Source organism: Streptomyces triculaminicus (assembly GCF_017349075.1).
Taxonomy (GTDB): Bacteria; Actinomycetota; Actinomycetes; order Streptomycetales; family Streptomycetaceae; genus Streptomyces; species Streptomyces triculaminicus.
This window is the reverse complement of record NZ_JAFMOF010000001.1, coordinates 1,031,212-1,052,407: the sequence shown is the minus strand read 5'-3', so window position 1 is coordinate 1,052,407 and position 21,196 is coordinate 1,031,212. Positions and strand designations below refer to the sequence as shown.

Here is a 21,196-nt window from a genome sequence, read left to right as displayed (position 1 = left end):
GCTCAACGCGAGTGTGAACCGGATTACCGGTAAACATTCACGGAGAGTTTGATCCTGGCTCAGGACGAACGCTGGCGGCGTGCTTAACACATGCAAGTCGAACGATGAAGCCCTTCGGGGTGGATTAGTGGCGAACGGGTGAGTAACACGTGGGCAATCTGCCCTGCACTCTGGGACAAGCCCTGGAAACGGGGTCTAATACCGGATACGACCTTCGAGCGCATGCTTGAAGGTGGAAAGCTCCGGCGGTGCAGGATGAGCCCGCGGCCTATCAGCTTGTTGGTGGGGTAATGGCCTACCAAGGCGACGACGGGTAGCCGGCCTGAGAGGGCGACCGGCCACACTGGGACTGAGACACGGCCCAGACTCCTACGGGAGGCAGCAGTGGGGAATATTGCACAATGGGCGAAAGCCTGATGCAGCGACGCCGCGTGAGGGATGACGGCCTTCGGGTTGTAAACCTCTTTCAGCAGGGAAGAAGCGAGAGTGACGGTACCTGCAGAAGAAGCGCCGGCTAACTACGTGCCAGCAGCCGCGGTAATACGTAGGGCGCAAGCGTTGTCCGGAATTATTGGGCGTAAAGAGCTCGTAGGCGGCTTGTCACGTCGGATGTGAAAGCCCGGGGCTTAACCCCGGGTCTGCATTCGATACGGGCAGGCTAGAGTTCGGTAGGGGAGATCGGAATTCCTGGTGTAGCGGTGAAATGCGCAGATATCAGGAGGAACACCGGTGGCGAAGGCGGATCTCTGGGCCGATACTGACGCTGAGGAGCGAAAGCGTGGGGAGCGAACAGGATTAGATACCCTGGTAGTCCACGCCGTAAACGTTGGGAACTAGGTGTGGGCGACATTCCACGTCGTCCGTGCCGCAGCTAACGCATTAAGTTCCCCGCCTGGGGAGTACGGCCGCAAGGCTAAAACTCAAAGGAATTGACGGGGGCCCGCACAAGCAGCGGAGCATGTGGCTTAATTCGACGCAACGCGAAGAACCTTACCAAGGCTTGACATACACCGGAAACGGCCAGAGATGGTCGCCCCCTTGTGGTCGGTGTACAGGTGGTGCATGGCTGTCGTCAGCTCGTGTCGTGAGATGTTGGGTTAAGTCCCGCAACGAGCGCAACCCTTGTCCTGTGTTGCCAGCATGCCCTTCGGGGTGATGGGGACTCACAGGAGACTGCCGGGGTCAACTCGGAGGAAGGTGGGGACGACGTCAAGTCATCATGCCCCTTATGTCTTGGGCTGCACACGTGCTACAATGGCCGGTACAATGAGCTGCGATACCGCGAGGTGGAGCGAATCTCAAAAAGCCGGTCTCAGTTCGGATTGGGGTCTGCAACTCGACCCCATGAAGTTGGAGTTGCTAGTAATCGCAGATCAGCATTGCTGCGGTGAATACGTTCCCGGGCCTTGTACACACCGCCCGTCACGTCACGAAAGTCGGTAACACCCGAAGCCGGTGGCCCAACCCTTGTGGAGGGAGCCGTCGAAGGTGGGACTGGCGATTGGGACGAAGTCGTAACAAGGTAGCCGTACCGGAAGGTGCGGCTGGATCACCTCCTTTCTAAGGAGCACATAGCCGACTGCGAGCGAATGACTCGCACGGTTGCTCATGGGTGGAACGTTGACTATTCGGCACAGTTCTTGAGGGATCACTAGTACTGCTTCGGCGTGGAACGTGAATCTTGAAAGACTGGGCCGGGCACGCTGTTGGGTATCTGAGGGTACGGACTTCGGTCTGAACCTTCGCGATGCCGGCCCCGGTAAAGCTTTGCTTCGGCAGAGTGTGACGGGTGGCTGGTCGTTGCTTGAGAACTGCACAGTGGACGCGAGCATCTGTGGCCAAGTTTTTAAGGGCGCACGGTGGATGCCTTGGCACCAGGAACCGATGAAGGACGTGGGAGGCCGCGATAGGCCCCGGGGAGCTGTCAACCGAGCTTTGATCCGGGGGTGTCCGAATGGGGAAACCCGGCAGTCGTCATGGGCTGTCACCCGCTGCTGAACACATAGGCAGTGTGGAGGGAACGCGGGGAAGTGAAACATCTCAGTACCCGCAGGAAGAGAAAACAACCGTGATTCCGGGAGTAGTGGCGAGCGAAACTGGATGAGGCCAAACCGTATGTGTGTGATACCCGGCAGGGGTTGCGCATGCGGGGTTGTGGGATCTCTTTTTCATGGTCTGCCGGCCATGAGACGAGTCAGAAACCGTTGGTGTAGGCGAAGGACATGCGAAAGGTCCGGCGTAGAGGGTAAGACCCCCGTAGCTGAAACATCAACGGCTCGTTTAAGAGACACCCAAGTAGCACGGGGCCCGAGAAATCCCGTGTGAATCTGGCGGGACCACCCGCTAAGCCTAAATATTCCCTGGTGACCGATAGCGGATAGTACCGTGAGGGAATGGTGAAAAGTACCGCGGGAGCGGAGTGAAATAGTACCTGAAACCGTGTGCCTACAAGCCGTGGGAGCGTCGCGCATCAAGCTTGCTTGGTGCGTCGTGACTGCGTGCCTTTTGAAGAATGAGCCTGCGAGTTTGCGGTGTGTTGCGAGGTTAACCCGTGTGGGGAAGCCGTAGCGAAAGCGAGTCCGAATAGGGCGATTGAGTAGCGCGCCCAAGACCCGAAGCGGAGTGATCTAGCCATGGGCAGGTTGAAGCGGAGGTAAGACTTCGTGGAGGACCGAACCCACCAGGGTTGAAAACCTGGGGGATGACCTGTGGTTAGGGGTGAAAGGCCAATCAAACTCCGTGATAGCTGGTTCTCCCCGAAATGCATTTAGGTGCAGCGTCGTGTGTTTCTTGCCGGAGGTAGAGCACTGGATAGGCGATGGGCCCTACCGGGTTACTGACCTTAGCCAAACTCCGAATGCCGGTAAGTGAGAGCGCGGCAGTGAGACTGTGGGGGATAAGCTCCATGGTCGAGAGGGAAACAGCCCAGAGCATCGACTAAGGCCCCTAAGCGTACGCTAAGTGGGAAAGGATGTGGAGTCGCAGAGACAACCAGGAGGTTGGCTTAGAAGCAGCCACCCTTGAAAGAGTGCGTAATAGCTCACTGGTCAAGTGATTCCGCGCCGACAATGTAGCGGGGCTCAAGCGTACCGCCGAAGTCGTGTCATTCACACAATAACCCCAACGGGTGTGTGGATGGGTAGGGGAGCGTCGTGTGCCGGGTGAAGCAGCCGCGGAAGCGAGTTGTGGACGGTTCACGAGTGAGAATGCAGGCATGAGTAGCGATACACACGTGAGAAACGTGTGCGCCGATTGACTAAGGGTTCCTGGGTCAAGCTGATCTGCCCAGGGTAAGTCGGGACCTAAGGCGAGGCCGACAGGCGTAGTCGATGGACAACCGGTTGATATTCCGGTACCCGCTTTGAAACGCCCAATATCGAATCAGGCGATGCTAAGTCCGTGAAGCCGTCCTGGATCCTTCGGGTGAAGGGGAGTGGTGGAGCCGACGAACCAGACTTGTAGTAGGTAAGCGATGGGGTGACGCAGGAAGGTAGTCCAGCCCGGGCGGTGGTAGTCCCGGGGTAAGGGTGTAGGCCGTGTGATAGGCAAATCCGTCACACATTAAGGCTGAGACCTGATGCCGAGCCGATTGTGGTGAAGTGGATGATCCTATGCTGTCGAGAAAAGCCTCTAGCGAGTTTCATGGCGGCCCGTACCCTAAACCGACTCAGGTGGTCAGGTAGAGAATACCGAGGCGTTCGGGTGAACTATGGTTAAGGAACTCGGCAAAATGCCCCCGTAACTTCGGGAGAAGGGGGGCCATGTCCGGTGATGAGTCTTGCACTCTGAGCTGGGTGTGGCCGCAGAGACCAGCGAGAAGCGACTGTTTACTAAAAACACAGGTCCGTGCGAAGCCGTAAGGCGATGTATACGGACTGACGCCTGCCCGGTGCTGGAACGTTAAGGGGACCGGTTAGCTCTGTTTCGACAGGGCGAAGCTGAGAACTTAAGCGCCAGTAAACGGCGGTGGTAACTATAACCATCCTAAGGTAGCGAAATTCCTTGTCGGGTAAGTTCCGACCTGCACGAATGGCGTAACGACTTCTCGACTGTCTCAACCATAGGCCCGGTGAAATTGCACTACGAGTAAAGATGCTCGTTTCGCGCAGCAGGACGGAAAGACCCCGGGACCTTTACTATAGCTTGATATTGGTGTTCGGTTCGGCTTGTGTAGGATAGGTGGGAGACTGTGAAGTCATGGCGCCAGCCATGGTGGAGTCGTCGTTGAAATACCACTCTGGTCGTGCTGGATGTCTAACCTCGGTCCGTGATCCGGATCAGGGACAGTGTCTGGTGGGTAGTTTAACTGGGGCGGTTGCCTCCTAAAGAGTAACGGAGGCGCCCAAAGGTTCCCTCAGCCTGGTTGGCAATCAGGTGTTGAGTGTAAGTGCACAAGGGAGCTTGACTGTGAGACCGACGGGTCGAGCAGGGACGAAAGTCGGGACTAGTGATCCGGCGGTGGCTTGTGGAAGCGCCGTCGCTCAACGGATAAAAGGTACCCCGGGGATAACAGGCTGATCTTCCCCAAGAGTCCATATCGACGGGATGGTTTGGCACCTCGATGTCGGCTCGTCGCATCCTGGGGCTGGAGTCGGTCCCAAGGGTTGGGCTGTTCGCCCATTAAAGCGGTACGCGAGCTGGGTTTAGAACGTCGTGAGACAGTTCGGTCCCTATCCGCTGCGCGCGCAGGAGTCTTGAGAAGGGCTGTCCCTAGTACGAGAGGACCGGGACGGACGAACCTCTGGTGTGCCAGTTGTCCTGCCAAGGGCATGGCTGGTTGGCTACGTTCGGGAGGGATAACCGCTGAAAGCATCTAAGCGGGAAGCCTGCTTCGAGATGAGGACTCCCACCCACTTGATGGGGTAAGGCTCCCAGTAGACGACTGGGTTGATAGGCCAGGTGTGGAAGACCGGTAACGGTTGGAGCTGACTGGTACTAATAGGCCGAGGGCTTGTCCTCAGTTGCTCGCGTCCACTGTGTTAGTTCTGAAGTAACGAACTCGCCTTGCTGGCTGGAGTTCTAACTTTATAGTGTTTCGGTGGTCATAGCGTTAGGGAAACGCCCGGTTACATTCCGAACCCGGAAGCTAAGCCTTTCAGCGCCGATGGTACTGCAGGGGGGACCCTGTGGGAGAGTAGGACGCCGCCGAACTCCTTTTGAAGAAAGCCCTGGCAGGGTTCCCCTGCCAGGGCTTTCTTGCGTTTCCGGCCATGTTGATGGGCTGCGTTTATAGAGCCGTTTAGGGTGGCGCCATGCGCTATGACCTCGTCATCTTCGACAACGACGGCGTGCTGGTCGACAGCGAGCCTCTCGCCAACAGGGTGCTCGCGGAGTACCTGACGGAGCTCGGCCATCCGACGGCCTATGAGGAGTCGATACGCGACTACATGGGTGGTGCCGTCCACCGGGTGCACGACCTGATCCTCGAGCGGACCGGCCGGCGGCTGCCCGCGGAGTTCGACGACACGCTGCACTCGCGTACGTTCGCCGCTTTCGCCCGTGAGCTCCGGCCCGTCAAGGGCGTCACGGAGGTCCTCGAACTGCTGGCCTCCTCCGGCGTTCCCTATTGCGTCGCCTCCTCCGGCAGCCATGAGCGCATCCGGACCGGGCACCGTGCGGCGGGTCTGACGGAGTGGTTCGCGGACGAGGTGATTTTCAGCGCCGAGGACGTCGGCCGGGGCAAGCCGGCGCCGGACCTGTTTCTGCACGCCGCCCGGTCGATGGGGGTGGACCCGGCCCGTTGCGTCGTGGTCGAGGACAGTCCGCTGGGTGTTCAGGCGGCCGTCGCGGCGGGCATCGACGTCTACGCGTTCACGGCGATGACACCCGCCGAGCGTCTGTCCGGTGCGGCCGGCTTCTTCGGCGAGATGACAGAACTCTCCGATTTTCTCGTATGAGTCGTCCATTTGGGTGGGGCCCGTGAGCGCATTACGGTGTCGCCCATGAGCGGCGGCCAGGCACAGTTGATGTGGGACGAGGCGGTAACGGGCTACGACTTCGGTCCGGGGCATCCCATGGATCCCGTGCGCCTGGCGCTCACCATGCGTTTGGTCGAGGCGTACGGGCTGGACCGTGCGGTCCGTACGGTCTCGGCCGCCGCCGCCGGCGAATCGACGCTCCGGCTTGTGCACCGGGCGGACTACATCGCGGCCGTGCGGGCGGCCTCCGCCGACCCGCGGGCCGCCGACGGCTCGTACGGGATCGGCACTGTGGACGATCCGGCGTTCGCGGGGATGCACGACGCGGCCGCGTTGATCGCGGGACAGTCGGTCGCCGCGGCCGAGGCGGTATGGCGCGGGGAGGCCCTGCACGCGGTGAACTTCTCCGGCGGGCTGCATCACGCGATGCCGGGCGGGGCCTCCGGGTTCTGTGTGTACAACGACGCCGCCCTCGCCGTCGCCCGGCTCCTCGAGCTGGGGGCCCAACGGGTCGTGTACGTGGATGTGGACGTGCATCACGGGGACGGCGTCCAGGCGGTGTTCTGGGACGACCCCCGGGTGCTGACGATCTCGCTGCACGAGCATCCGCGCACGCTGTTCCCGCAGACCGGGTGGCCGGAGGAGACGGGCGGTGCCCAGGCGGAGGGCACGGCCGTCAATGTCGCGCTCCCGGCGGGGACGGGGGACGCCGGGTGGCTGCGGGCGTTCCACGCGGTCGTGCCGGAGCTGCTGGCGGCCTTCCGGCCCGAGGTGCTGGTGACCCAGCACGGCGCCGACACCCACTTCGAGGACCCGCTGGCGCACCTCGCCGTCTCCGTCGACGCCCAGCGCCTCGTGGCGGAGGCCTGTCACCGCCTGGCGCACGATCACGCGGGGGCCGCTGGGTCGCGCTGGGCGGCGGGGGTACGCGGTGGCGGAGGTCGTGCCGCGGTCGTGGACCCACCTGGTGGGCATCGCGGCGGGGCGGCCGGTCGACCCGGAGTCCCTCGTGCCGGAGGAGTGGCGCAGCGAAGTGTTCCGTCGGACCCGGCAGTTGGGGCCGTTGCGGATGACGGACGGCCGGCAGCCCGTCTGGCGGGACTTCGCGGAGTCCGGGTACGACCCCGCCGACCGGCTCGATCAGGCGATCCTGGCGACCCGCCGGGCCGTCTTCCCCTCCCACGGGCTCCTTCCGTAGGCCGCAGGGGCCTGCTCATGCCCGCCGTCGGCCCCGCCGTCGGCCGTGTCCGTTAGCCCACCCGTGGGATCCGTGGGGTGAATTCGGCGCGCGGGCGGGTTCGTTGGGCGAGCATCGGCGGCGTGCCGAGCCCCGTTGCCCGCTCCGTCCCCAGTCCGCGAGCTCTGCGCTCGCACCTCCTCTCCAGTAGCCTCGCCGGTGCCGTGGCGACGTCGCGGGAGCGGAGCCTGACGCGTTACCGGATGTTCGCGGCCCGCGACCCCCGCGTGCTGATCGGTCTGGAGCCGAAATACGACTGGTGTTTCGCCGACTTGTTGCACCTGATGAGCCAAAGGTGTGGAGTTTCGGCCGATCCCAAGGACACTTCCGGGCATGATGTGATCGACCCGGATCGCACGATGGTGGCACTCGATGCCTTCGCCGACCGCCTCGCGACGGTGGCCGCGACCGGGGCGCCGGTGCTCCTCGGCACCGGGCACCCGCACCGACTCCTGGGCTTCTACGCCGCCTTGGCGGCAGGCCTCTCGGCGGCCGGGTGCGATGTCCTCACCCCCGCGCAGGGTAGAAGTGTCGACATAACGACCCGGTTCGGCGTACGCACGTACAACCTTGACTACGTCCGGGGAGTCGCGCTGATGCGTGAGCCCGGCGCGCGAAAAGCCGGGAGTGAGCCGGGCGCGCATACGCATTCACCGCTCCCGGTTCGGGTCGTGCTGGCTGCCGCCGCCGACGGTGCCGGGCCCCTGCCGGCCTTGGTCGTCGGGGACCACGGATGGGTCTGCGGGGCAGGTCAGCTGGGCATTGAGGCCATCGGGCTGGCCGACTCGGACGACCCCGCGCTGTTCGTCGGAGAGGCCGAGGGCCGGGTGTCCGTAGCCGTTCCGCTTGATGACACTGTGCGGTCTGATTACTACCGACCGCTTACTCGCTATGTACTCAATCGAGCGTGTCTGTCACAGTAGGCGGCCGATGGCTGCTCCTCTTCCCCACTCGCATCACCCGCCCCTAATCTGGGGAGTGAGCGCGCAGCGACGAGGAGTCACCGGAGGGGAAGCCGGTGCGCGTCATGTGCGGAAGGTTCAGGTGTGTCATGGCTGCTGGCGAAAGGCCTCTCAACGAGGTCGTGTTCCTGACCGTGGCGGAAGTCGCCGCGGTGATGCGAGTCTCCAAGATGACCGTGTACCGCTTGGTGCACAGCGGTCATCTGCCGGCGATCCGGGTGGGCAGGTCGTTCCGGGTCCCAGAACAAGCGGTGCACGAGTACCTCCGAGAGTCCTACGTGGGGGTGGAAACAGCCTGAGGATCCCCTCGGATTACGCTGTTCGCCCGGTGCCGGGTAGGCTGGCCCGATGTAGGTCGTGTGGGCTCGGACGCCCCGCACCGAGTGAATCGATGTAAGCGAGGGTAGTCGTGGGCTCTGTTATCAAGAAGCGGCGCAAGCGGATGGCCAAGAAGAAGCACCGCAAGCTGCTCAAGCGCACGCGTGTTCAGCGTCGCAACAAGAAGTAAGCACGCCGCTAGTGCTCGTCCCGCAGCCCTTCCGCCGGTTCCCGGCGGGAGGGCTGCGGTGCGTTGCGGGGAGTAAGGCCTTCGCTACGGCTTGAAATGACGCCCGACCTGTCCGGCGGTCATCACAGTGCAACAACGACCCGCTACGGTGGCCGCGGCAGGCACCTCTCGGGTCGGAAGGAAGGCGCTGATCTTGGGCAAGGTCGTGCTCGTCACCGGAGTCGCACGGCAACTGGGCGGTCGCTTCGTCCGCCGGATCCAGCGCGAGCCCGACGTCGACCGGGTGATCGGGGTGGACGCAGTGCCACCCGAGCACCATCTCGGCGGGGCCGAATTCCTACGGGCGGACATCCGCCACCCCACGATCGGCAGGGTCCTGGCCGAGCAGGCCGTGGACACCGTCGTCCACATGGACGTCAACGGCACCCCCCTGGGCAAGCGCGGCAGCCGGGCCACGGTCAAGGAGACCAACGTCATCGGCACCATGCAGCTGCTCGGCGCCTGCCAGAAGACTCCGAGCGTCAAGCGACTGGTGGTGAAGTCGAGCACGAACGTGTACGGCTCCGCGCCCCGCGATCCCGCGATCTTCACGGAGACCACGCCTCCCAAATCGCTGCCCAGCGGCGGCTTCGCCAAGGACGTCGTCGAGGTCGAGGGGTATGTGCGCGGCTTCGCCCGCCGCCGCCCCGACGTCGCGGTGTGCGTGCTGCGCTTCGCGAACATCCTCGGGCCGTGCGCCGACTCGCCGCTCGCGGAGTACTTCTCCCTGCCCGTCCTGCCCACGGTCCTCGGCTTCGACCCGCGCCTGCAGTTCGTGCACGAGGACGACGCGATCGAGGTGCTGCGCATCGGCGCCGGCGAGCCCGCCCGCTCCACCCTCAACAGCGGCACCTTCAACATCGCGGGGGACGGCGTGCTGCTGCTCTCCCAGGCCGCCAGGCGCCTCGGGCGCCCCACCCTGCCCTTCTTCCTGCCCACCGTCACCTGGGTGGGCTCGGCGCTGCGGTCGGCCGGTTTCCTGGACTTCTCGCCCGAGCAGATCCGGCTGCTCACCCACGGCCGTGTCGTGGAGACGACGCAGATGCGCGACACGCTGGGCTTCCGTCCCCGCTACACCAGCCCGGAGGCATTCGAGGACTACGCCCGCAGCCGCGGCCCGGGGCTGCTGCCGCCCGAGACCCTCGCCCGTACCGTCGACCGGATCGCCGCGCTGATGCCTGCCGGCCGCGGCCAGAACTGAGGAGCGCACGCACCATGGCCGATGCGAAGGTCATCCCGTTCGGCGAGGAGCCCCGCACCAAGAGGAGGGCCCGGCGCGGCGGTACGGGCCGTACGAACCGGGCGGCCGCGCCGCTGGCGCCCGTACCGGCCCCCGCGACCGAACAGCCGTCGGCCGCGGCCGCCGACGGCGGGCCGGAGCAGGGCGGCGCCGGCGAGGCCCCGGCCGGGGTCGGCGGCTGGGAGCGGAAGGTCGCCCACGGGCTGAACTTCCTGCGGCGCAGGATCACCGGCGAGTACGAGGTCGACGACTTCGGGTACGACCAGGAGCTCACCGACCAGGTGGTGATGTCCGTCCTGCGGCCCTTCAAGGAGAAGTACTTCCGCGTCGAGGTGAAGGGCATCGAGAACATCCCGGAGAAGGGGTCGGCGCTGATCGTCGCCAACCACTCCGGCACCCTGCCCGTCGACGGGCTGATGCTCCAGGCCGCCGTGCACGACCATCACCCGGCCGGGCGCAACGTCCGCATGCTCGCCGCGGACCTGGTCTTCATGCTGCCCGTCATCAACGAGCTCTCCCGCAAGCTCGGGCACACCCTCGCCTGCGCCGAGGACGCCCAGAAGCTGCTGGAGCGCGGCGAGGTGGTGGGGGTGATGCCCGAGGGCTTCAAGGGGATCGGGAAGCCGTTCTCCGAGCGCTACAAGCTGCAGCGCTTCGGGCGGGGCGGCTTCGTACAGACGGCACTGCGTGCCGGGTCGCCGATCGTGCCGTGCTCGATCGTCGGGGCGGAGGAGATCTACCCCATGATCGGCAACTCCAGGACGATGGCCCGGCTGCTGGGCATCCCGTACTTCCCGCTGACGCCGGCCTTCCCCTGGCTCGGGCCGCTGGGGCTGGTGCCGCTGCCGACGAAGTGGACCATCCAGTTCGGCGAGCCGATTCCCACGGACGGCTATCCGCCGGAGGCGGCGGACGACCCGATGCTGATGTTCAACCTCACCGACCAGGTCCGGGAAACCATTCAGCACACGCTGTACAAGCTGCTGGTGCAGCGGCGGTCGGTGTTCTTCTGACGGTGCTTTTCCCAGCGCGGCCATCTCAGCGCGACGACGGTCGGCGTCCCTCCGAGCGGTTCGCTGCGGAGGGACGCCGACCGTCGGCACCCGTCGGTATTACTTGTCGTCCTCGCCGTGGATCCCGAGCCCCGGGAGGATGTCCGGGAGCAGCGGCGGGATCGTGATGTCGGGCTGCTTGGACGGCTTGCCGTCCTTGCCGTGGGCGCGGTCCGGCCCGGCGCTGCCGGAGCTGGGGGGCGGCTGCAGGAGGCCCGTGCCGCCCAGCAGGCCGTCCTGCTCGGCGTGGGCACCCGGCGACGACTGCTGGGGCCCCGCGCCGGGGCGCTTGCCGTCGGAGCGCTCGGGAGCCTTCGAGGCGGGCGCCGAGTGGCCCTTGCTCCCGGGAGAACCGTGGGAGGAGGGCCCCCCGCGGCTCGCGCCGCCCGCCTTGCCGTGCTTGTCCTCCGGCAGCAGCGAGCGCAGCGGCTCGACCTCGTCGTCTATGGCGGCGAAGACCGACGTCACGTCGTCGGCCACGTCGGTGAGCTGGACCGGCAGACGGTCGCGCAGCCGGCTCCAGCCCTCGCGCTGCGAGGAGGAGAAGGACGACAGCCGCTGGATGGCGCCGAGCGAGCCGTCGCGTTGGTAGACGCCGTGCAGCAGGCGGTGGCCCTCGGAGGCGTCGTGGCGCATGCCGGCGAGGGTCCTGCGGATCTCGGTCAGGGACTCGTGGTCGAGCTCGCCGGAGCGGCCGCGCTCCATCAGCCGACGGGCCTCGCCGAGGCGTGTCGTGGCCTGGTCCAGGAGCAGACCGCCCCGGGCGGAGTCACCGTCGGCCATGCCGAGCCTGAAGTCCTCCATCCCGCGCTTGAGGCCGTACAGGGTGTCGCCCGGCAGGGCGTTGGAGCTGGCCGCGGCCACTCCGCCGAAGGCACCCGCCGCCACGCCCACCGTGAGCCCGCCGGCGGCGAGCCCCTTGGACCAGCGGGAGCGCGGCCTGAGCCGGCTCAGCGGGCTCGCCCGGTGCGCCCCGCGGGCGGCACGCTGCTGAGGGACGGCCGCCCCTCCGGCGAACTGGGCTTCCATGGCGGCGATCAGCTGCGCCCGCTGCACGGTTTTGACCTCGGCGTCCAGCTCGGGCGACGGCAGTGCGCCGAGCCCGCTCGCCACGGCCAACAGCTTTGCCCGCTCGGCGTCTTCCGCCGGTGGCTCGGGCTGTGCGGCCGCGGCACTGTGGACTTCCTGGTCCTCCAGGGCCTGGGCGAAGGCGTTCGCCCGCCGGTGCGCCGATACATTCGCGATCACAGGCGGCACCTCCTCTCGTCATGACGATCGACTCCCCTGGGCACCTGAAGGGTTGCACGCCGGGAGAACATCCACTCGATCGAGTGAGTGTTCAGAGGCGTGACGCGGCAGCGGGAAGTCTGCATCCCGGACAACGAGCGGCGCGGCAGTCGGGTTACGCGGCCGGGGCGAGGTGTCCGCCGGTGAGTGAAAGGGGGCATCGGGGGCTGGGGGTGTCAGCGGGCGTCGTCCGGGAGGAGCCGTGCCAGGGTGCGCACCGCGCGGTACTGGAGGGTCTTGATCGCGCCCTCGTTCTTTCCCATGACCCGGGCGGTCTCGGCGACCGAGAGGCCCTGCAGGAAGCGCAGGGTGACGCACTCCTGCTGCTGTGGGTTGAGCTTGCGCACCGCCTCCAACAGGGCGGCGTTGGACAGGGATTCGAGAACCGAGTCCTCGGGGCTGCGCTCGACCTCGTTGGCGTCGAGCATCTCTCCCGTGGTCACCTCGAGCCGGAACCTTGACGACTTGAAGTGGTCGGCGACCAGGTTGCGGGCGATGGTCACGAGCCAGGCGCCGAAGTCGCGGCCCTGCCAGGTGAAGGTGCCGATCCGGCGCAGGGCGCGCAGGAAGGTCTCGCTGGTGAGGTCCTCCGCGGTGGCCCGGCCGCCCACGCGGTAGTAGATGTAGCGGTAGACGGTGTCGGCGTACTGGTCGTAGAGGCGGCCGAAGGCCTCGGCCTCGCCGGCCTGGGCCCGCTCGACCAGGTCGAGCATGCGGGCGCTGTCGCTGTCGGCGCTCGGGCGGCGGGTGGTCGTGGATGTGCCGGTGCCGGAGCCTCGGCGGGCGCGTCTGCCGACGGCCGCGCTGCTCTCGGCGAGGGCGTAGCAGGGGCCGGCGGGTCCGCCCGCTACGGCCGGGGACGGCGTGGCGAAGGCGGGGACGGCGTACGCGGTGGGGACGAAGACGCGCAGACGGTCGAGGACCGCTGCGCGCAGCGTAGCCAGGCCCGAGGCGTCAACCCCGACGTGTGGGTACACGGGACTCCCAGAGGCAGAGCTTCCATCACGTGCAGTGCGGGACCGTTCACTCGTCGTAGGGACAAGCGGGTACCGGCTTGCGTCTGAGGAGAATAACCCTTCGTACAGGCAGCGCTACACCGAGTTGCTCAAATCATCGTTTCCGTTCGTTCTGGGACCTATTGATGACAGATCAAATATCGAACTGAGAACGGAAGTTGACCGGATTTGCCGCTGGTGTGGCCGATTGGGCAGCGTGTTGTGGCAATCCGGACACCGCAGGACTGTCGTGGGCCATGTGGGGGTATGACAACAGGATTGCCTGTGCGGCCTGTTCGGTTACTGGCCGTGGCCAGGAGGCGCGCCGGAGTTGTCGCCCGTTCCGGTGATGTGGCTGATGTGCCCGTGGAGGCCCGGGCGTTCAGCGGCGACGGCGGTGCAGCGCGACGGCGGCAGCGGCGCCGCCCGCGAGGGCGCCCACGCCGGCCGCGGCCGGGAGGCCGATCCGGGCCGCCTTGCGGCCCGTGCGGTAGTCCCGCAGCCGCCAGCCGCGCTCGCGCGCGTGCCTGCGCAGCCTGCTGTCGGGGTTCACCGCGTAGGGGTGGCCGACGAGCGAGAGCATCGGGATGTCGTTGGCGGAGTCGCTGTAGGCCGCGCAGCGCTCCAGGTCCAGGCCCTCGGCCGCGGCCAGCGCCCGGACGGCCTCGGCCTTCGACGGGCCGTGCAGCAGCTCGCCGACGAGCCGGCCGGTGTAGACGCCGCCGATCGACTCGGCGACCGTGCCCAGCGCGCCGGTCAGGCCCAGCCGGCGGGCGATGATCGTCGCGGTCTCGACGGGGGCCGCGGTCACCAGCCAGACCTTCTGCCCGGCGTCCAGGTGGGCCTGGGCCAGGGCGCGGGTGCCGGGCCAGATGCGCTCGGCCATGTACTCGTCGTAGATCTCCTCGCCGATGGTCATCAGCTCGGAGACGCGGTGGCCCTTGACGATCGACAGGACGCTGTCGCGGGCCTCCTGCATGTGCTCGGGGTCCTCGATGCCCGCGAGCCGGAACCAGGTCTGCTGCCAGGCGAAGCGGGCGAGCTCGCGCTTGCCGAAGAAGTGCCGTTTGTACAGTCCGCGGCCGAAGTGGAAGATGGCGGCGCCCTGCATGACCGTGTTGTCGAGGTCGAAAAACGCGGCGGCGCGCTCGTCGCCCGCCACCGGGAACTCCGGCTCCGGCTCCCGGTCGCCGGGGGTGGCGCCTCCGGCCAGGGCCTCTTCGTTTTCCTGCGCGGACTTGCGGGCTGCCTCCGCCGCGGCCTCGCCTGCCAGCACGCTGCGTGCGGTGGCGGAGCGCCTGCGGTGGGTGAGCCATCCGAGTGCGGCCATGCGGCGAGCATAGTCACTTTGTTCGGGGTAACCGGAAGTCGGGACGGTGCGATGGCGTGAACTCTGCGCGTCGGTCCGGTTACCCACCGCGCGGCGCGCCGCGCTCAGCCGCCCAGGGCCTTGCGCAGCCGGTCGGGGTTCACCCGCCAGAAGTCGTGCTGGGCGCCGTCGACGAGGATCACGGGGATCTGCTCCCAGTACTTGCTGTGCAGCTCGGCGTCCTCGGTGATGTCCTTCTTCTCCCAGCGGGCGCCCAGCTCGGCGCAGACCTCGGCGATGACGGCCTCGGCGTCGTCGCACAGGTGGCAGCCGGGCTTGCCGACGAGCGTGACGAGGCTGTCGGCGGGGTTCTTGCGGGGGCTACGGCGCAGCAGGGGGCTCATGGCGGCAATTGTGCCGCCTTCGCCGACGGTCGCGCGGCCGGAATGGGTGCCTGAGTCGACTACCATCATGGGCGATTTGTAGGTGTCCGGGGGTATCGAGGTGAGGAGTGAGCGCCCGTGTCCCCGTCCGCGTGCCCGTGGTGCTCATGTGGCCTGTGTGATCGTCGAGTCCTGCCCGTCCATGGTTCCCGGACCGGGCGGAATCACCGCGTGACACCCATCACGTTGGCCGGGCAAATCGGACACCATCTTTGTGCACGCGTTCACAAAGGCATAGCCTGCGTTCGACGGGGCGGTCCTGGGACAAGGCGCCGCCTACAGCCCCGCTCTACCCGCAGGAGCACCGTGGCAACTGGCCGAACTCACCGACCGGCGACCCGAAGCCGAGGAATCCCCGAGGCCACCGTCGCCCGGCTTCCGCTGTACCTGCGTGCGCTGACCGCGCTCTCCGAGCGTTCGGTCCCCACGGTCTCCTCCGAGGAGCTCGCCACCGCGGCCGGTGTGAACTCCGCCAAGCTCCGCAAGGACTTCAGCTACCTCGGCTCGTACGGCACCCGCGGGGTCGGCTACGACGTCGAGTACCTCGTGTACCAGATCTCCCGTGAGCTCGGCCTGACCCAGGACTGGCCGGTAGTGATCGTCGGTATCGGTAACCTCGGCGCCGCCCTGGCCAACTACGGCGGCTTCGCCTCGCGCGGCTTCCGTGTCGCGGCGCTCATCGACGCCGACCCGGCCATGGCCGGCAAGCCCGTCGCCGGGCTGCCCGTGCGACACACCGACGAGCTCGAGTCGATCATCACCGACAACGGCGTCTCCATCGGCGTCATCGCCACCCCGGCCGGCGCCGCCCAGCAGGTGTGCGACCGCCTGGTGGCCGCCGGGGTCACCTCGATCCTCAACTTCGCGCCGACCGTGCTGTCCGTGCCCGAGGGCGTGGACGTGCGCAAGGTCGACCTCTCCATCGAGCTGCAGATCCTCGCCTTCCACGAGCAGCGCAAGGCCGGCGAGGAGTCCGGGCAGACCGCGACGACGCCCGCGCAGCCCCGCACCGGCGCCCCGGCCCGTACGGCCGCGGCCGCCGTGGGCAGGAAGGGACCGGAGGGGGACGTCCCCGCCGTGATGCCGGCATGAGTCTTCTGGTCGTCGGCCTCAGCCATCGCAGCGCGCCGGTGAGCGTGCTGGAGCGGGCCGCCCTCAGCCGCGAGACCCAGGCGCGTCTCGTGCACGACGCCCTGGCCGCCGAGCCCGCCACCGAGGCGGCGGTGCTGGCCACGTGCAACCGCATCGAGCTCTACGCCGACGTGGACAAGTTCCACGCCGGCGTCGCCGAGCTGTCCACGCTGCTCGCCCGGCACTCGGGCGTGCCCCTGGACGAGCTCACCCCCTACCTCTACGTGCACTACGAGGACCGGGCCGTCCACCACCTCTTCTCGGTGGCGTGCGGACTGGACTCGATGGTCGTCGGCGAGGGGCAGATCCTCGGCCAGATCAAGGACGCCCTCGCCCTCGGCCAGGAGCTGCACACCGCCGGACGGCTGCTGAACGACCTCTTCCAGCAGGCGCTGCGGGTCGGCAAGCGCGCCCACAGCGAGACCGGCATCGACAAGGCCGGCCAGTCGCTGGTCACCTTCGGCCTCGAGCAGCTCGCCGGCCCCGTGGCCGTCGCCGACTGGGCGGCGGGCAAGCGCGCCCTGGTCATCGGCGCGGGCTCGATGTCCTCGCTCGCCGCGGCCACCCTCGCGCGCGCGGGCGTGGCCCACATCGCCGTCGCCAACCGCACCCTGGAGCGGGCCGAGCGCCTGGCCGCCATCCTCACCGAGCCCGGCGGCCCCGGCGCCGGCGCCCTGACGGCCGCGGCCGTCGAGATGGCCGCCGTCCCCGCCGAGCTCGCCCTCGCCGACATCGTCGTCTCCTGCACCGGCGCCACCGGCCTGGTCCTGACGGCCGAGGCGATAGGGCGCGCGCTGGCGGCCCGCGCGGACGTGTGCGCCGTCGAGCCGGGCTGCGGCGCGGTGGCGCTCGCCCTGCTCGACCTCGCCATGCCCCGCGACATCGACGCCGCGGTCCACCGCCTGGAGGGCGACGGCGTCCGCCTGGTCGACATCGAGACCCTCGCCGAGGCCTCCGCCGACGCGCCCATGGCCGCCGACGTCGACCAGGTGCGCGCGATCGTCTCCGACGAGGTCGCCGCCTTCGGCGCCGCCCAGCGGGCCGCCCACATCACGCCCACCGTGGTGGCCCTGCGCACCATGGCCGCCGACGTCGTCGCGGGCGAGATGGCCCGCCTCAACGGCCGGCTGCCCGACCTCGACGACAAGCAGCGCGCGGAGATCACCCAGACCGTCCGCCGCGTCGTCGACAAGCTTCTGCACGCGCCCACCGTGCGGGTCAAGGAGCTCGCCTCCACCCCCGGCGGCGCCGGCTACGCCGACGCCCTGAGGGAACTCTTCGACCTCGACCCTCAGGCGGTCGCGGCCGTCAGCCGGGCTGATCTTCGGCAAGGCAGCCCCAACACAGCACGGGAGTCGGCATGAACGACACCACAACCCCGCAGCGCCCGCTGCGTCTCGGCACCCGCCGCAGTCAGCTCGCCATGGCCCAGTCCGGACAGGTGGCCGAGGCCGTCCGGCGTGTCACCGGCCGTCCGGTCGAGCTGGTCGAGATCACCACGTACGGCGACGTCTCCCGCGAGGCCCTCGCGCAGATCGGCGGCACCGGAGTCTTCGTCTCCGCGCTGCGCGACGCGCTGCTCGCGGGTGAGATCGACTTCGCCGTCCACTCGCTGAAGGACCTGCCGACCGCGCAGCCCGACGACCTCCTCCTGGCCGCGATCCCGCGCCGCGAGGACCCGCGCGACGTACTCGTCGCCCGCGACGGGCTCACCTTCGGGGACCTCCCGCGCGGGGCCCGTATCGGCACCGGCTCGCCGCGCCGCATGGCGCAGCTCAACGCCTGGGCGCGCTCGCTCGGGCAGGAGATCGAGACCGTGCCGATCCGCGGGAACATCGACACCCGAGTCGGCTTCGTCGAGAGCGGCGAGCTGGACGCCGTGGTGCTGGCCGCGGCGGGTCTCACCCGCATCGGCCGGATCGGGGAGGCCACCCAGTTCCTGGAGCCCGACCAGGTTTTGCCCGCCCCCGGCCAGGGGGCCCTGGCGATCGAGTGCGCCGTGACCAACGCACCCCTCGCCGCCGCGCTCGCCGAGCTCGACGACCCGCACACGCGGGCCGCCGTGACCGCCGAGCGTGCCCTGCTCGCCGCCCTGGAGGCCGGCTGCAGTGCGCCCGTTGGCGCACTGGCCGACCTGCTGGCCAGCGGGCAGGTTGTCACCGAAATGCGCCTGCGCGGCGTCGTCGGTTCCACCGACGGCTCGACGCTGGTGCAGCTGTCCACCACCGGTCCCGTACCCGCGTCCGAGGAGGACGCTCTTGCTCTCGGCCGCGGACTCGCCGCCGAGATGCTCGACAAGGGTGCGGCCGGTCTTATGGGGGAGCGAGCACTTTGAACCCCACCGCCCCGAACCACCCCGCGCACGGGCACGTCACCTTCCTCGGTGCCGGCCCCGGAGACCCGGGACTGCTGACGCTGCGCGCCGTGGAGGCACTGGCGGCCGCGGACGTCCTGATCGCCGATCCGCAGGTGCTCGACGTGGTGCGTACGCATGCGCGCGGCACCGTGGACATGCCGGCCCAGACGGTTACCGACGAGTCATCAAAGACCGTTGGTGTGCCGGTCCTTAGGGACACCGCCAATCTTGTCATGACGGCCGCGCGCAGCGGCAAGCGGGTCGTCCGTGCGGTTCTCGGCGACCCCGGCCTCGACGGCAACGCCGGCGACGAGATGCTCGCCTGCGCCGACGGCGGCATCACCTTCGAGGTGGTGCCCGGCGTCGCCACGGCTGTCGGCGTGCCCGCCTACGCCGGAGTGCCGCTGCGTGACGGACAGGGCGGCGACGTCCGCTTCGTCGACGCCCGCACCGCCACCGCCGTCTGCTGGGCCGAGGTCGGCACCAGCGAGGCGACCGCGGTGGTCTCCACCACCCTGGACTCCGTCGTCGCCGCCGCGGGCGAGCTGGTCGCCGGGGGCCGCCGGCCCGAGACGCCCGTCAGCGTCACCGTCGCCGGCACCACCACCCGCCAGCGCACCTGGACGGCCACCCTCGGCACGCTCCAGCAGACCCTCAAGGCCGCGAAGGTGCTGCCGTCCGCGGACGGCTCCCAGCCGGTCATAGCCGTGGTCGGCGAGCGCAGCGCCGCCGAGCGGCGCGAGCGGCTCTCCTGGTTCGAGTCCAAGCCGCTCTTCGGCTGGAACGTGCTCGTGCCGCGCACCAAGGAGCAGGCCGCCTCGCTCTCCGACCAGCTGCGCTCGTACGGCGCCGTGCCCAGCGAGGTGCCGACGATCGCCGTCGAGCCGCCGCGCACCCCGCAGCAGATGGAGCGGGCGGTCAAGGGCCTGGTCACCGGCCGCTACGAGTGGATCGCCTTCACCTCCGTCAACGCCGTCAAGGCGGTGCGGGAGAAGTTCGAGGAGTACGGTCTCGACGCCCGTGCCTTCGCCGGCATCAAGGTCGCGGCCGTCGGCGAGCAGACCGCGAAGTCGCTGATCGAGTTCGGCGTCAAGCCCGACCTGGTGCCGTCCGGCGAGCAGTCCGCCGCCGGCCTGCTCGAGGACTGGCCGCCCTACGACCCGGTCTTCGACCCGATCGACCGCGTCTTCCTGCCGCGCGCCGACATCGCCACCGAGACCCTGGTGGCGGGCCTGATCGAGCTGGGCTGGGAGGTCGACGACGTCACGGCCTACCGGACCGTGCGCGCCTCGCCGCCGCCGGCCGAGACCCGCGAGGCGATCAAGGGCGGCGGTTTCGACGCCGTGCTGTTCACCTCGTCCTCCACGGTGCGGAACCTCGTCGGCATCGCCGGCAAGCCGCACAATGTCACCGTCATCGCCTGCATCGGCCCGGCCACCGCGAAGACCGCGGAGGAGCACGGCCTGCGGGTGGACGTGCTGTCGCCCGAGCCCTCGGTGCACAAGCTGGCCGAGGCGCTCGCGGAGTTCGGCGCGGCCCGGCGCGACGCGGCCCTCGAGGCCGGCGATCCCGTCACCCGCCCGAGCGAGCGGCGGCCCGGATCGCGCAGAAGGGCACGGAGTTGAGCACCACGTACGGCACGTTCCCGGGGTCCCGGCCCCGGCGCCTTCGCACCACCCCCGCCATGCGCCGCATGGTCGCGGAGTACCGGCTGCACCCGTCCGACCTGATCCTTCCCGCCTTCGTGCGGGAGGGCGTCAGCGAGCCGGTGCCGATCTCGGCGATGCCCGGGGTCGTCCAGCACACCCGTGACACCCTGCGGAAGGCCGCCGTCGAGGCGCTGGAGGCCGGCGTCGCCGGCATCATGCTCTTCGGCGTTCCCGAGGAGGCCAAGAAGGACGCGCTCGGCACCCCCGGCACGGACCCCGACGGCATCCTGCAGGTCGCCATCCGCGATGTGAAGGCCGAGGTCGGCGACGAACTCGTCATCATGTCCGACCTGTGCCTGGACGAGTCCACCGACCACGGCCACTGCGGCGTCCTCGACGCCGAGGGCCGTGTCGACAACGACGCCACCCTCGAGCGCTACGCCGAGATGGCCCAGGTCCAGGCCGACGCCGGCGTCCACGTCGTCGGCCCCAGCGGCATGATGGACGGCCAGGTCGGCGTCGTCCGCGACGCCCTCGACCAGACCGGCCACGAGGACGTGTCGATCCTCGCCTACACCGCCAAGTACGCCTCCGCGTTCTACGGCCCCTTCCGCGAGGCCGTCGGCTCCTCGCTGCAGGGCGACCGCAAGACGTACCAGCAGGACCCGGCCAATCTCCGCGAGTCGATGCGCGAGCTGGCGCTCGACCTCGCCGAGGGCGCCGACATGGTGATGGTCAAGCCGGCGCTGCCCTACCTCGACGTCCTCGCCAAGGTCGCCGAGAGCGTCGACGTGCCCGTCGCCGCCTACCAGATCTCCGGCGAGTACGCGATGGTCGAGGCCGCCGCCGCCAACGGCTGGATCGACCGCGACCGCGCGATCATGGAGACCCTCACGGGCATCAAGCGCGCCGGCGCGAACATGATCCTCACCTACTGGGCCACCGAGGTCGCCCGGCAGCTGTAGCGGCCGCTACGGTCGGCACGGCCGCCGCCCGTCACGCAGCGCAATGGCGGTGCCCCCGGACCACGAGGTCCGGGGGCACCGCCATTCGTGTCTCCGAGCCGGACC

The 21,196-nt window shown here is 68.2% G+C and carries 15 protein-coding genes, 3 rRNA genes and 1 pseudogene; 15 read left to right on the top strand and 4 right to left on the bottom strand.

Annotated features, from left to right (window positions below; translation table 11 throughout):
• The first annotated feature begins 36 nt into the window (after positions 1-36).
• The 10 genes and pseudogenes from J1792_RS04880 (at position 37) to J1792_RS04835 (ending at position 10,917) form a co-directional block, all read left to right on the top strand.
• Positions 37-1,560: ribosomal RNA gene (locus J1792_RS04880) — 16S ribosomal RNA — on the top strand.
• Positions 1,561-1,836: 276 nt separating this feature from the next.
• Positions 1,837-4,959 (top strand): 23S ribosomal RNA (locus J1792_RS04875).
• A 75-nt stretch (positions 4,960-5,034) separates the two neighbouring features.
• Positions 5,035-5,151: ribosomal RNA gene (rrf, locus tag J1792_RS04870) — 5S ribosomal RNA — on the top strand.
• The 16S, 23S and 5S rRNA genes sit together here, the layout of an rRNA operon.
• 101 nt (positions 5,152-5,252) lie before the next feature.
• The gene (locus J1792_RS04865) at positions 5,253-5,897 is read left to right on the top strand and encodes an HAD family hydrolase (protein ID WP_086573532.1); all 645 of its coding nucleotides are present in this window, start codon (positions 5,253-5,255) and stop codon (positions 5,895-5,897) included.
• Positions 5,898-5,966: 69 nt separating this feature from the next.
• Positions 5,967-7,116, top strand: a pseudogene (locus J1792_RS04860) (acetoin utilization protein AcuC).
• A gap of 122 nt (positions 7,117-7,238) precedes the next feature.
• Positions 7,239-8,078: a phosphatase gene (locus J1792_RS04855; RefSeq protein WP_307842901.1), complete on the top strand. Its 840-nt coding sequence runs from the start codon at positions 7,239-7,241 to the stop codon at positions 8,076-8,078.
• Between the two features lie 128 nt (positions 8,079-8,206).
• Positions 8,207-8,416: a helix-turn-helix domain-containing protein gene (locus tag J1792_RS04850; protein ID WP_067299677.1), complete on the top strand. Its 210-nt coding sequence runs from the start codon at positions 8,207-8,209 to the stop codon at positions 8,414-8,416.
• A gap of 110 nt (positions 8,417-8,526) precedes the next feature.
• The gene (locus J1792_RS04845; protein WP_003948845.1) at positions 8,527-8,625 is read left to right on the top strand and encodes a 30S ribosomal protein bS22; all 99 of its coding nucleotides are present in this window, start codon (positions 8,527-8,529) and stop codon (positions 8,623-8,625) included.
• Positions 8,626-8,818: 193 nt separating this feature from the next.
• A complete protein-coding gene (locus tag J1792_RS04840; protein WP_086573527.1) occupies positions 8,819-9,865 on the top strand; it encodes an NAD-dependent epimerase/dehydratase family protein in 1,047 nt (348 codons plus the stop codon).
• A 14-nt stretch (positions 9,866-9,879) separates the two neighbouring features.
• Complete coding sequence (locus J1792_RS04835) at positions 9,880-10,917, top strand: lysophospholipid acyltransferase family protein (protein ID WP_086573526.1); 1,038 nt, start codon at positions 9,880-9,882, stop codon at positions 10,915-10,917.
• A 99-nt stretch (positions 10,918-11,016) separates the two neighbouring features.
• Here the strand turns inward: J1792_RS04835 and J1792_RS04830 are convergent, their stop codons facing one another.
• The 4 genes from J1792_RS04830 to J1792_RS04815 all read right to left on the bottom strand — a co-directional run bounded on the left by J1792_RS04830 (position 11,017) and on the right by J1792_RS04815 (position 14,951).
• Positions 11,017-12,204, bottom strand: a complete 1,188-nt coding sequence (locus tag J1792_RS04830; protein WP_207246703.1) for a DUF5667 domain-containing protein — start codon at positions 12,202-12,204, stop codon at positions 11,017-11,019.
• Positions 12,205-12,419: 215 nt separating this feature from the next.
• Positions 12,420-13,220, bottom strand: a complete 801-nt coding sequence (locus tag J1792_RS04825) for an ECF subfamily RNA polymerase sigma factor, BldN family (RefSeq protein WP_086567549.1) — start codon at positions 13,218-13,220, stop codon at positions 12,420-12,422.
• A gap of 400 nt (positions 13,221-13,620) precedes the next feature.
• On the bottom strand, positions 13,621-14,568 hold the full coding sequence (locus tag J1792_RS04820; protein WP_086567551.1) for an HAD family hydrolase: 948 nt from the start codon (positions 14,566-14,568) through the stop codon (positions 13,621-13,623).
• Between the two features lie 104 nt (positions 14,569-14,672).
• Positions 14,673-14,951: a glutaredoxin family protein gene (locus J1792_RS04815; protein ID WP_086567552.1), complete on the bottom strand. Its 279-nt coding sequence runs from the start codon at positions 14,949-14,951 to the stop codon at positions 14,673-14,675.
• Positions 14,952-15,296: 345 nt separating this feature from the next.
• On the opposite strand from J1792_RS04815, the gene J1792_RS04810 reads away from it, so the two are divergent.
• From J1792_RS04810 to hemB, 5 genes are read left to right on the top strand one after another with little or no spacing between them, the layout of a single operon-like run.
• Positions 15,297-16,082, top strand: coding sequence for a redox-sensing transcriptional repressor Rex (locus tag J1792_RS04810; RefSeq protein WP_086567554.1), 786 nt, complete (start codon positions 15,297-15,299; stop codon positions 16,080-16,082).
• Positions 16,079-17,485, top strand: coding sequence for a glutamyl-tRNA reductase (locus J1792_RS04805; RefSeq protein WP_086567555.1), 1,407 nt, complete (start codon positions 16,079-16,081; stop codon positions 17,483-17,485). Before J1792_RS04810 ends, J1792_RS04805 begins: the two co-directional genes overlap by 4 nt.
• A complete protein-coding gene (hemC, locus tag J1792_RS04800) occupies positions 17,482-18,456 on the top strand; it encodes a hydroxymethylbilane synthase (protein WP_086567557.1) in 975 nt (324 codons plus the stop codon). Before J1792_RS04805 ends, hemC begins: the two co-directional genes overlap by 4 nt.
• Entirely contained in the window at positions 18,453-20,102 is a 1,650-nt protein-coding gene (locus J1792_RS04795) for a bifunctional uroporphyrinogen-III C-methyltransferase/uroporphyrinogen-III synthase (protein WP_086567558.1), read from the top strand. Before hemC ends, J1792_RS04795 begins: the two co-directional genes overlap by 4 nt.
• Positions 20,099-21,091 carry a porphobilinogen synthase gene (hemB, locus tag J1792_RS04790; protein ID WP_086567560.1) on the top strand — a complete coding sequence of 331 codons (993 nt, stop codon included), beginning with the start codon at positions 20,099-20,101 and terminating at the stop codon, positions 21,089-21,091. Before J1792_RS04795 ends, hemB begins: the two co-directional genes overlap by 4 nt.
• The last annotated feature ends 105 nt before the right edge of the window (positions 21,092-21,196 follow it).

What these genes read in the sequence shown, in the direction of transcription:
- J1792_RS04865 (WP_086573532.1), top strand. Translation starts at nt 5,253, where the DNA reads ATGCGCTATGACCTCGTCATCTTCGACAACGACGGCGTGCTGGTCGAC.
- J1792_RS04850 (WP_067299677.1), top strand. Translation starts at nt 8,207, where the DNA reads ATGGCTGCTGGCGAAAGGCCTCTCAACGAGGTCGTGTTCCTGACCGTG.
- J1792_RS04835 (WP_086573526.1), top strand. Translation starts at nt 9,880, where the DNA reads ATGGCCGATGCGAAGGTCATCCCGTTCGGCGAGGAGCCCCGCACCAAG.
- J1792_RS04820 (WP_086567551.1), bottom strand. Translation starts at nt 14,568, where the DNA reads ATGGCCGCACTCGGATGGCTCACCCACCGCAGGCGCTCCGCCACCGCA.
- J1792_RS04815 (WP_086567552.1), bottom strand. Translation starts at nt 14,951, where the DNA reads ATGAGCCCCCTGCTGCGCCGTAGCCCCCGCAAGAACCCCGCCGACAGC.
- J1792_RS04805 (WP_086567555.1), top strand. Translation starts at nt 16,079, where the DNA reads ATGAGTCTTCTGGTCGTCGGCCTCAGCCATCGCAGCGCGCCGGTGAGC.
- hemC (WP_086567557.1), top strand. Translation starts at nt 17,482, where the DNA reads ATGAACGACACCACAACCCCGCAGCGCCCGCTGCGTCTCGGCACCCGC.